Origin of the sequence: Rhizobium sp. AB2/73, from assembly GCF_020871915.1 — a bacterium.
Taxonomy (GTDB): Bacteria; Pseudomonadota; Alphaproteobacteria; order Rhizobiales; family Rhizobiaceae; genus Rhizobium; species Rhizobium dioscoreae.
Map to the genome: position 1 here is coordinate 594920 of NZ_CP067074.1, position 10621 is coordinate 605540.

Here is a 10621-nt window from a genome sequence, read left to right on the forward strand (position 1 = left end):
GGCATCGAAGGAAGGTGATACTAATCGCGATTTTATTCGAAGAACCGCTCCATATACGGCTCGCACTCCCCTCTTGGCTGACCGGTTCAGGTAAGGTCAGCTTTCACGCAACAGCCCGTAGAGCTTCGACAATCAATCGATGATCATCAGTATCTGGCAAGCCACTGACACAGGCGGTTCCGATAAGAGTGCCGCCGCGCATTATCAACGGAAAGCCACCTCCGCTCGCTACAAAGCTGTCGTTTGGTAAGCGAAAACGGTCGTTAAAATCGTAGCCCCCTGCCTCCGCCTCAAGTCGAACCGCAAGCGAGCTCTTGTGAAAACGATGCGCAACTGCCCGTTTGCGCGCGGTCCAGTCGAGATTGTCTATGGTTGCGCCGGGCAGCAGGGTCGTGAACACCGGGGATAGACCGTGACTGATTTCGATCGCGACAGGCGCATTTTCAGCGCTTGCCCGTGCGCGAATTTCTTGTCCGAGAGCCCATGCAAAATCGTAGTCGAACCTTTCGAGCTGAAGCTCTTGTTGTTCGGTGGCGAGGCTCTCCAAAGTGTAGGTCATCAAAAATCATCCATTCACGAGGCATTGATAGGATAGGCAACGAACGCAAAACGTTTGCAGTCCGGAGACCAACTGTTGACGTTGATCGTCCCTTGCCCTCCGAAAAGACGGGCAACGGTTTTGGCTTTAGACCATTGATCGTCCTCAACCAACTTTAATTCAACCCACAGATCGGCTGGGTGGCCCCGCGTACCAGGAGGATAGGCAAGGTATACCGCTTTCTGGCCGTCCGGGGAGATATGAGGAAACCAGTCGACAGTCTCGTCTTCGGTCAGCCGCTCGGTTTGAGTTCCATCTACACGCATTCTAGCGATTTGGGCATGGCCCGAGAAAGCCTCGGTGTTGAAATAAAGCCATGCTCCATCCGGACTGTACTCCGGACCATCCGTTGGAACACCGCCAGATGTGATCTGCTGAAACCCCTTGCCATCGGCACCGAGTGTGCAAATCTCTGCAGACTGAAACGAAAGCCGTCCATCAACGAGTTGAGCCTCAACGCCTACGAACGCAAGTTGCCTCCCGTCCGCCGAAACGCCGTGCAAGAAATGCAGCAGGTTTTCAGGACCCTCTCGGCCGGAGATCTTCACAGCTTCGCCGCCATCCAAAGGTGCTCGGTAGATTTGCCAATCGTCATACGTCGAGGCAAAGATATGTTCGCCATCCGGATCGAGCACATGGTCGTTGTTCACCGGGGGAAGGCCACTCAGGGGTATGAGTTCAAGGTGAGGCAAGGAGAGGGGAAGACGCCACAAATGCCCATCCCCATTGAGGATGAGGGTGTCACCATCTAGGTTCCAGTTCGGAGCCTCCAGAAGGAGTTCTTTCGTTTCGTACAGCAACAGATTGTCTCCGGTCGCTGTGTCATGGATCCAGATCTGACATACCTGATTTGGCGCTAGTTTTCGCAGTGGAACACTCATGGCAAGATGCGTCCTCTCGTTTGGATGAGAGCCTGATCGAGGAGCTTCATCACACTTAAAGTCAGATCATGTGGAACAAGGGAACTCTCCTTGTAACCCTCACGAAGGCAATTTGCAGCTTCCTCGATCTCCCAGCGGTAACGCCCTTGGCTGGCAGGCTCGATAATTTCCTCTGGTTCCTTATCTCCCGAACTCAGAAGAGCCCTACCTGGATTGAAAAGGTTGTCTGTGACAGACAGCCAGCCGTTGTCCCCGATAAGTCGGAATGTGGAAATGTCTGCGCCTCCCGCTCCGGGAACAAAGCCTCCAGACATGACCGCGTGTCCCTCAGCGTTGCTCACCAGAATTGCTGATGCACTGTCGACGCCGCGTTCCGTCAATCGAGCCGATGCCGTAATATTGGGGGATGTCAGAAGATTGGGAGCAAGCCCTGCGAGAATGTTCATGGGGTAGACCATGCACTCAAGCGTAAAGCTGCCACCAAGCTCGGGATCGGACACGCGTGAGTTCTTCGGACCACCCATTGGGCCAATCGAGGCAGTAAAGGCGCGGGGCGTGCCAATGTCACCCGCTTCAACCCGCGCAGCAAGTGTGCGAAACAACGGGTTGCACAAGGTCCACATGGCATCCATCACGAACAGACCTCGCTCGCTTGCCAGTGTCAGAATCTCCTCTGTCTCCACGGCATTCATCGCAAACGGCTTCTCGACCATCAGTGGCTTGCCAGCCTCGAGCATAAGTCTGGCATGCTGGTGATGGTGGCTATGCGGCGTTGCGATATAGACGATGTCGACATCTTGATCCGCTGCTATTGCTGCGTAGTCGCCATACGCTTTGTCGATGCCGTGCTTTTCGGCAAAGGCCTTTGCTCTACCAAGGTCACGGGACGCAACCGCAACACATCTTGACCCTGGTGTGTGCGCCAGATCTTCGGCGAACAGGCTGGCGATCCAGCCTGGTCCAACTATACCCCAACGGATGTCGATTTCCTCCTTCATCCTCAGAGCTCCTTGATGCGAATGTTACGCCAACGGCACGCCGCGGTTCGGCCCCATCGACCCTCACCAAGCTTCTTGTCGTTGTCGTGCACCTCAAACGCGATATGGCCTTTGGGGCCAAGGAACTCCGCCACGTCGTCAGCGTCGTAGTTCGGGAATTTCATTGTGGCGAAGTCTGTCGAGGCGATAAGCAGGTCATTGATGTAGACGGACGCTTTTGGCTTTGCGCCAACAAAGACGATCCGGAATGAATTCCAGTCGTTGAATTTCCAGACATCAAGAAACTGCTCGACGCTGCAATATTCGGTCAGGAGGTCTCGCTTCTCTTGGGTGAAGATTTCAATGGAGGTCGCGGGATCATCATCTTTTAGGCCGATCGGATTCCCGCTTGCGTCGTTTTTGACATCGAGCGCGAACGGTACCGCATGAAAGCCACTGATGCCGTTGCCATAAAAACCACCGATGGAGCCTGATTTGCGGTGGTCGAGCAGAACCTGGAAACCGTGGAATGTGTCGGGCTTCTTTCGAAGCATGATGCCCGTATCGGCGGGCCAATCGGGCTTAGCGTCGAAACGAAGCTCGAAGTCCCCATAGGTCTTTTCAGTCAGCAGATAACCGCCCCAGCCGCTTCCGGGTTCATCCTGGCGGCCAACGATGGCACCGTCTTCCACCGTCCACACAGCCTCATGCTTAGGCGCCTGCTCATTGTAGTCATCAGGTATCGATCCGGGATGGGCTTCCTGGATCGTAGGTCCGCCTGGCCACATCTGGCCATACGTGCGGGGTGTAGAGAACCATCCGTCGAGGGTCTTGCCGTCAAAGAGCGAAACGAAACCAGTCTCATCAGTGTGAGCCATGATATAAATCCTGTTAATTTTAGTGGAGGTTGCTAATCAGAGCCGCTGCCCTGAGCCTGCGCTGAAGAGTGAGACGAGCGAAGGGTCGATCTCGAATTCGACATCGGAAGCCTCATCAAGGCCTTGTAGGGTATCGACGCGGATCCCTAGCGGATTGGCACCCAGACGACCGACTAGCAGTGTTTCTGCCCCCATTGGTTCGACGGATGTAATTGGCGTTGTTGCACGGAAAGGCGTTTGTCCAGTCAGTCGTGTTCTAACATGTTCCGGGCGTACCCCCAGAACCGCCTTGGTAGGCCCGGTCAACGCTGCGGCAAATTCGTATCCCGACAGTGGAAGATCGAAACCGTCTCCAATGAAGCGAGGCTCTGCTCCGCGAAATCGAACTTCACCGTCGTAAAAATTCATTCCAGGCGAGCCTATGAAGTCTGCCACGAAACGATTTTCCGGATGACGATATATCTCCTTGGGGGTCCCGAACTGGCGGATTTTACCGCCTTCCATTACGGCGATCCGATCAGCGAGGGTGAGAGCTTCAATCTGGTCATGTGTTACGAAGATCATTGTCGCGCCGAGTTGCTTGTGGAGACGCTTCAGCTCGGATCTCAGTTCAGTCCTGAGTTTGGAATCGAGATTGGAGAGCGGCTCATCAAAGAGGAACACGCTCGCCTGACGAACAAGGGCACGGCCGATGGCCACGCGCTGCCGCTGTCCCCCTGAAAGCTGCCTGGGCTTGCGGTCGAGCAGGTGCGTGAGTTGCAACACCTCAGCCGCTTCGGCGACGCGCTTTTCGATCGTAGCCTTGTCGCCTCCGGTCATGCGAAGCCCGAAAGACAGGTTTCCCCGAACCGTCATTTGCGGATAAAGCGCATAGGATTGGAAGACCATTCCGATGTCGCGATCCTTCGGCTCATGCCAGGTGACGTTCTCGTCGCCAATCCAGATCTGCCCGCCACTGGCATCCCGGAGCCCAGCGATGACACTCAGCAGTGTAGACTTGCCACATCCGGACGCGCCGAGCAAAACGATGAACTCGCCCGGTTCGATTTCGATGTTCAGATCGCGTATAACGCTCAGGGAGCCGTAGGAGACGTTGAGGTTGCGAACCGAGACGCCCTTGGTGCGTCCACCATTGGTAACTTTTGACATTGTTTATCCCTTCAATGCGCCGTCGGAAATCCCGCGGACGAACCAGCGCCCCGAAACGAAATAGACAAGGAGTGGGATAGCGGCCGACAGCATGGTCGCCGCCATGTTCACGTTGTATTCCTTCTCGCCGTACTGGCTGGTCACGATGGAACTGAGAAGAACGGTCATCGGCTGGTTCTCGCGGCCCGCGAAAATCAGACCAAAGAGGTAATCATTCCACGCCCCAGTGAATTGAAGGATCACACCCACAATGATGATCGGAGTTGAGATGGGGAGAAGTACGAAGGCAAATATCGACCAGAACCCGCCACCATCGATCCGGGCTGCACTAAACATCTCTTCTGGCACCGCCGCATAAAAATTGCGAAACAGCAACGTCATGATCGGCAAGGTGAAGCCTGTGTGGATCAGGATGATACCTGTTAGGGACCCGAACAGACCAGTTGCCGTCATCATCCGAACGAGAGGAAAAATGAAGACCTGGATCGGTACGAAAGTGCTGACGAGCAACAGTGTGAATATCAGGTTCGCTCCCTTGAAGCGCCAGAACGAAAGTGCATAGCCATTGATCGCACCGAGCAGCAAGGGAAACAGCGTTCCCGGAATTGCGATCTTGAACGAATTGACAAGACCCGGCCGCATGCCCTCGCAAACGCGACCCGTGCAGGCACCGGACCATGCTTTGATCCAAGCGTCGAACGTGAGCGCCTGTGGCAGCGCAAAGATGTTTCCCGTTCGTATTTCGGCCATCGGCTTCAACGAGGTCACAACCATTACGTAGACGGGAAGCAGGAAGAACACGGCTGTCAGAGCCAGGAACACGTAGAGTGCAATCCGAGAAGCCGAGACCTGTCGAGGCTTTCGCCCCTCGGGAATTAACGTAGCGCTGTCCATCAATGTGCTCCTCCTGCACTGCGTTTGCGACGGAAATGAATAATGGCAAACGGGAGGCCAACAAGCAGGCAGATCGCAAGCAGCATGATGGTGGCCGCAGCGGTCGCCTGACCGAGGTTTGATCGCTGGAAAAGCATGTCCATGACGTATTTCGCGGGGACTTCAGTCGCAGTACCGGGACCACCGCCTGTCATGACAACCACGAGATCGTATATCTTGATGGCCGTAAGCGAGAGGAGCACGGCTGCAGTCGCTATCATTGGTCGGATCATTGCCGGAATGACGTGAACGTAGACCTTCCACTTGGCCACGCCATCAATACGCGTAGCATTCCAGATATCCTGGTCAATCCCGCGCAGCCCGGCAAGCATGATGACCATACCCAACCCGGTAGCCTGCCAGACGCCAGCACCCACAAGAGCGTAGATTGCGGTATCCTGTCGTGTCAGAAAGTCGAACCTGAATCCTTCAAAGCCCCAGCCACGGACCGCAGCCTGAACTCCGTAAGTGGGATCAAGCACCCACTGCCACACGATTCCGGTCACGATGAAGCTCAGGGACGCGGACATTAAAAAGATGGTTCGAAATCCGTCTTCAAAACGAATGTTCTGATCGAGAAGCACGGCCAGCACGTAGCCGAGCGTGAGACATCCACCGATGAATAGAAGGCCGAACACGGAGACGTTGACGATCGAAGCCTGCCATAGGTTTGATGCGAAAAGACGAACGTATTGGTCCATGCCAACGAAGCTGTTTGTTGGCAGAAGCTTCGATGCCGTAAACGAAGTCCAGATTGTCCAGGCAAGGCCAAAACAGAGGACAACAACAACGAAAAAGATTGTCGGCGTCATCGCAAGGACGGCAGGCAATTTGCGTAGTCGTGGAGGTAAGGTCATAGCGGATTCCATCAAGGCACCGCCAGAAGGACGATGCTGTGATTGGGAGTGCCGACGGGCTGGGAGAATAACCCGCCGGCGCGAACTAGACGGAGGGCTAGTTCGTTGACTGGAAGGTCTGTAGCACCCCAGAGACGAGGCTATCTGGAGTTGCCTTCTCATCGCTCCAATACTGGCCAATCACGTCCTGCAGTCCCGTGCGTCTGTCAGGTGACATGACATAGGAGAGGCCTGGAAGACGCTTGGCAGGATCCTTCACAACGGCCATGGCCTTCTGCGTACAGGCATCCATCTTGCTGACATCAGCATCCAGGACGGCGGGCATGGATCCCTTGGCGATGTTGTAGGCTACTTGAGTTTCGGGTTCGAGCATCGTCTGAGCAAGGAGCAACTGTCCAGCTCGTTCAGCGTCGTCTTTTGGGAACAGAAACATGTCACCGGTCAGGATGATTGCGTCGTTCTGTGGGCCGAGCATGCATCCGTACTCAACATCGGCAGTCAGACCGGCTGCCGTGAACTCGCCCTTTGCCCAATCACCCATCACCATCATTGCGGCTTGGCCCGTCGCCACCATGTTGACAGCAACGTTCCACTGTCTGCCGGGGCTCCCTTCATCGTCGTACTGCCGGAGGCGGCCAAAGATTTCGGCAGCTTTTTTGAAACCTTCCGATTTCACGGCGGTTTCGTAATCGTCTGTCTGCATTTGAAGGTAGGCATCAGGCGCAACGCCCGCAAGAATCTTATAAAACAGAATTGCGAGCTGCCATTTTTGGCCCCCGACTGCGAACGGAATAATGCCCGCAGCCTTGATCTTGTCCATGTGGGCAAATAGTTCGTCGTAAGACTGCGGCTCCTGAAGGCCGAGATCAGTGAACACTTTCTTGTTGTACCAGAGCCAAACTTCCGATTGCGAGTTGATCGGCGCACCATAGACATGCCCATCTCGTGTGATCGAAGCCCAGACGAAATCCGGAAGACGGTCTTTCCATTTACCTTCAGCAGCGACCTCGTCAACTTCAGCCATGAGTCCTGCTGCGTGAAGTTCATCCAGATCGGTCGCCTGCATTTTTGCTGCGCCCATTGGGTCACCAGCGACGATACGCGAGACCGCGGGGGCGGTGGAGTCGCCGGGAACAGCAAAATCGATCCACTTGCCGCCCTTGGCCTCAAAAGCGCCCGCAATCGCATTGAGCGCGGCGGATTCGCCACCCGAAACCAGGTTCGAGTAGACCTCTACTTTGAGGTCTTTGTCTTCAGCGAATGCGGCAGTCGATAAAAGTGTGGGGGTTAATCCAAGCAGTGCGGATTTCATAAATGCATGCATTCCATCTTCCTCCTCAAGAAATGGAAATCTTTAACCCACACGCGTGGGCCGATCTTCTGGATGCCTTATCCTCTTTAAGGAACCCCGGAGCCCGTTGTGCAATAACGATGCGCCATGTAAATGTAGTAGCGTTACTACATGTGGTTTGCAATAGGCCTCGTGTCGTTTATTTAGAATCGTAGGTGTGTGGGAGGACAGGACTGGTATGACGGGGCAAAGGAAAACAACGCTGGCTGATATTGCAGCCAAGACGGGATATGGCACAAACACTGTCTCGCTGGCGCTTCGCGGCAGTACTCGCATCTCGCAGGAAGCACGCGATGTCATTGCAAAAGCCGCATCAGAACTTGACTACATTCCGAATAACTCTGCGAAATCACTGGTATTGAAGAGGAGCAACACGGTCGGGATGCTCCTTGAATATCTTACAAACCCGCAGCCCACCGCGGTCGCCACCGAGCTCCAGCGCGAGATGGCCGAGCGCGGCTACGGTGTTTTGTTCGCCACAAGCAGTACGCCCGAACAGGAAACTGCTGCGATTGAGATGTTTCGTCGGCACGGCGTAGATGGCTTGCTCATTTATCCTGTCGATCACACGAACCTTGACCATCTCCACAGACTGAGGGCGCGAAATTTTCCGATCGTCATGCTGGTCGGCATGCGGGATACTGGTCTTGATTGCGTTGGGGTGGACGAATTCAAAGCTTCCTTTGATGCCACTACACACCTGATTGCCTTGGGGCACACCAGAATAGGTGCGCTTGGTCCACTCAATGAGAAGCCGCTTAAGATCGATGGTTTCAGGCATGCCCATCGCGTCCACGGCATCCCCCTCGATGAGCGGCAGATTGTCGAACCAGACGGTTTCAGCATGGAAGCAGGTTACAATGGTATGAAGAAGCTATCAGCCCGCCAATCTGATTTGACGGCGCTGTTTGCGAGCTCGGACGTTTATGGTCTGGGGGCTATGCGATGGGCACAAGACAATGGGATCTCAGTTCCCGAACAGCTTTCTATCGTTGGATATGACAACATCGAGTTTGGAAAGTTTTCTCACACCTCACTCACGAGCGTTCAGAACGACGGCGCAGCTCTTGCGAAAGCTGCAGTCTCCCGCTTGGTCCAGTTAATGGAAGTGGGCACCAAACTTCCCGCGCCGACGTTAAATCTACTACCCGGAGAACTCGTCGTCCGAGAGAGCACCTCGCGTCCCGGTCATTCTTCAACGATAGGCCAACCAACCTACCAACGCGGACACCCAGGCGCTGTCGCGATTTCCGCGAACTTCAGATGGTCGGGCGATTAGCCAGTCAGCATATTTCCCAGCAATGTCGACAATTACACGGGTATGAGTTCACGGATGAAGTCGCCTTAACCGCGTGGTTGGGCTGGGCTTGATAGACGGCTTGTCATGACCGAAGCCCCGCCCGCCCACTTTAGACGCCATGGCTTTCCCGCCGAGATCATCGCCGATGCGGTTTGGTTCTACTATGGTTTTCCGCTCAGCTTCCGCGACGTCGAGGATCTGGTGGCGGAACGCGGCATCGCCGTCTCATTCCAGACCGTCGTGGAATGGGCGGCGAAATTTGGCTTGAAGTTCGCACATCCGCACCGGGGCTGCTCACGAGGCCAGTTTGCCGACAAGTGGCAGCTCGATGAGGTGGTGGTGACGTTCAAAGGGAAGAAATGGTGGTTGGCCGCGACCACGCTCGGCCGCAGCGACACTGTACTTGGCGCATTCTACCGGCGGCTGGCAGGGCGTATTGGAAAACAGAAAGCCGTCACGGCGACCGCACGCAAGATTGCCGTCCTTTTCTACAATGCGCTGCGTTATGGGATGGTGTATCGCGATCCAGGCGCTGCTGCCTATGCTGAGCGCCATCGTGGCCGTGTCATTGCGAATCTCCAACGCCGCGCTCGGTCTATGGGCTATGATCTCTCACCCCTGGCGCCTGGGGACTGTGTTTCTTAGGAAGCGGCCGCGTATTTCGCCAGGGATGCAAAGTGAAGTACGCGTTCATTGCTTTGCATCGCTTGCAGTTTTCGGTGCGGACGATGTGCCGCCTTCTGCGGGTTCACCCGAGTGGATTTTACACCTGGCTGAAGAACCCACTGAGCAGGTGAGCCAATGAGGACAAGCGACAGACCGATCTGCTCCTGAAGGCATGGGAAGAGAGCGGCAAGGTCTACGGTTATCGCAAGCTGCACGACGACCTTCTCGATCAGGGAGAGATGTGCTGCCCGAACCGGGTCGCGCGCCTGACGCGTCTCGCCGGAATAAAGGCGCAGATCGGCTATAAACGCCGTCCCGGCATCTATGGCGGCAGACCGTCTGTCGTCGTCGATAATAAGCTCGACCGGCAATTCGACGTAGCAGCTCCGGACAAGGCCTGGGTCACGGACATCACTTACATTCGAACCTACGAAGGTTTCGCTTACCTTGCGGTTGTCATCGACCTCTATTCTCGCCGGGTCATCGGCTGGGCGGTGCAGAGCCGACAGACCACGGACGTCGTATTGCAGGCTCTGCTCATGGCGGTGTGGCGACGCAAACCGAAAGACAAGGCGCTGATCCATTCGGATCAGGGCTCGCAGTTTACCAGCATGGACTGGGCCTCGTTCCTCAGGCACCACAATCTGGTTCACTCGATGAGCCGACGCGGCAACTGCCATGACAATGCGGTGGCCGAGAGCTTCTTCAATCTTCTGAAACGAGAGAGGATACGTCGCAGGGTTTACCGTTCACGCGATGAAGCACGCCAGGACGTGTTCGACTACATCGAAATGTTCTACAACCCGAAACGCAAACACGTCAGGAACGGGATGCTGTCGCCCGTCGAGTTCGAGAAGCAGCAGAAAATCTAACCCGAGGGTGTCTACGAAACTCGGGGCTATTCAGGCATCAACATACCTCAGAAGCAAAATCGCCACCGCCTTGCGAGGGATCGAACCAGAAGGCCGCCGAATGTTCTAGTGATTCCAGCCGATGATAAGTCCCAAAGGCTGTTTAACATAATTAGACGT

9 protein-coding genes and 3 pseudogenes are annotated in these 10621 nt (G+C 55.3%); 4 read left to right on the top strand and 8 right to left on the bottom strand.

Annotation, left to right across the window (positions count from 1 at the left end; all coding sequences use genetic code 11):
• Positions 1-103 precede the first annotated feature (103 nt).
• From I8E17_RS33840 to I8E17_RS33875, 8 genes are all read right to left on the bottom strand, one after another.
• The gene (locus tag I8E17_RS33840; protein ID WP_209160077.1) at positions 104-559 is read right to left on the bottom strand and encodes a heme-degrading domain-containing protein; all 456 of its coding nucleotides are present in this window, start codon (positions 557-559) and stop codon (positions 104-106) included.
• 14 nt (positions 560-573) lie between these two features.
• A complete protein-coding gene (locus I8E17_RS33845; protein ID WP_209160078.1) occupies positions 574-1479 on the bottom strand; it encodes a biopolymer transporter Tol in 906 nt (301 codons plus the stop codon).
• Positions 1476-2477: a Gfo/Idh/MocA family oxidoreductase gene (locus tag I8E17_RS33850; RefSeq protein WP_209160079.1), complete on the bottom strand. Its 1002-nt coding sequence runs from the start codon at positions 2475-2477 to the stop codon at positions 1476-1478. Before I8E17_RS33850 ends, I8E17_RS33845 begins: the two co-directional genes overlap by 4 nt.
• Positions 2478-2479: 2 nt before the next feature.
• Positions 2480-3334, bottom strand: a complete 855-nt coding sequence (locus I8E17_RS33855; RefSeq protein WP_209160080.1) for a DUF1080 domain-containing protein — start codon at positions 3332-3334, stop codon at positions 2480-2482.
• 36 nt (positions 3335-3370) lie between these two features.
• Positions 3371-4483 (bottom strand): ABC transporter ATP-binding protein, encoded by a 1113-nt coding sequence (locus I8E17_RS33860; RefSeq protein ID WP_209160081.1) that lies wholly within the window; start codon positions 4481-4483, stop codon positions 3371-3373.
• Between the two features lie 3 nt (positions 4484-4486).
• Positions 4487-5377: a carbohydrate ABC transporter permease gene (locus tag I8E17_RS33865; RefSeq protein WP_209160082.1), complete on the bottom strand. Its 891-nt coding sequence runs from the start codon at positions 5375-5377 to the stop codon at positions 4487-4489.
• Positions 5377-6273: a sugar ABC transporter permease gene (locus I8E17_RS33870; protein WP_209160083.1), complete on the bottom strand. Its 897-nt coding sequence runs from the start codon at positions 6271-6273 to the stop codon at positions 5377-5379. Before I8E17_RS33870 ends, I8E17_RS33865 begins: the two co-directional genes overlap by 1 nt.
• Before the next feature lie 97 nt (positions 6274-6370).
• The gene (locus I8E17_RS33875; protein ID WP_209160084.1) at positions 6371-7597 is read right to left on the bottom strand and encodes an ABC transporter substrate-binding protein; all 1227 of its coding nucleotides are present in this window, start codon (positions 7595-7597) and stop codon (positions 6371-6373) included.
• Between the two features lie 205 nt (positions 7598-7802).
• On the opposite strand from I8E17_RS33875, the gene I8E17_RS33880 reads away from it, so the two are divergent.
• The 4 genes and pseudogenes from I8E17_RS33880 to I8E17_RS33895 form a co-directional block, all read left to right on the top strand.
• Complete coding sequence (locus I8E17_RS33880; RefSeq protein WP_209160085.1) at positions 7803-8903, top strand: LacI family DNA-binding transcriptional regulator; 1101 nt, start codon at positions 7803-7805, stop codon at positions 8901-8903.
• A 105-nt stretch (positions 8904-9008) separates the two neighbouring features.
• Positions 9009-9293 (top strand): annotated as a pseudogene (locus tag I8E17_RS33885) (IS6 family transposase); the annotation flags it as partial.
• Positions 9291-9569, top strand: a pseudogene (locus I8E17_RS33890) (IS110 family transposase); the annotation flags it as partial. The pseudogenes I8E17_RS33885 and I8E17_RS33890, both read left to right, overlap by 3 nt.
• Before the next feature lie 5 nt (positions 9570-9574).
• Positions 9575-10462: pseudogene (locus tag I8E17_RS33895) on the top strand (IS3 family transposase); the annotation flags it as partial.
• Positions 10463-10621: the final 159 nt, after the last annotated feature.

Coding starts and splice junctions, on each gene's coding strand:
- I8E17_RS33850 (WP_209160079.1), bottom strand. CDS start 2,477: ATGAAGGAGGAAATCGACATCCGTTGGGGTATAGTTGGACCAGGCTGG.
- I8E17_RS33845 (WP_209160078.1), bottom strand. CDS start 1,479: ATGAGTGTTCCACTGCGAAAACTAGCGCCAAATCAGGTATGTCAGATC.
- I8E17_RS33875 (WP_209160084.1), bottom strand. CDS start 7,597: ATGCATGCATTTATGAAATCCGCACTGCTTGGATTAACCCCCACACTT.
- I8E17_RS33840 (WP_209160077.1), bottom strand. CDS start 559: ATGACCTACACTTTGGAGAGCCTCGCCACCGAACAACAAGAGCTTCAG.
- I8E17_RS33865 (WP_209160082.1), bottom strand. CDS start 5,377: ATGGACAGCGCTACGTTAATTCCCGAGGGGCGAAAGCCTCGACAGGTC.
- I8E17_RS33860 (WP_209160081.1), bottom strand. CDS start 4,483: ATGTCAAAAGTTACCAATGGTGGACGCACCAAGGGCGTCTCGGTTCGC.
- I8E17_RS33870 (WP_209160083.1), bottom strand. CDS start 6,273: ATGACCTTACCTCCACGACTACGCAAATTGCCTGCCGTCCTTGCGATG.
- I8E17_RS33880 (WP_209160085.1), top strand. CDS start 7,803: ATGACGGGGCAAAGGAAAACAACGCTGGCTGATATTGCAGCCAAGACG.
- I8E17_RS33855 (WP_209160080.1), bottom strand. CDS start 3,334: ATGGCTCACACTGATGAGACTGGTTTCGTTTCGCTCTTTGACGGCAAG.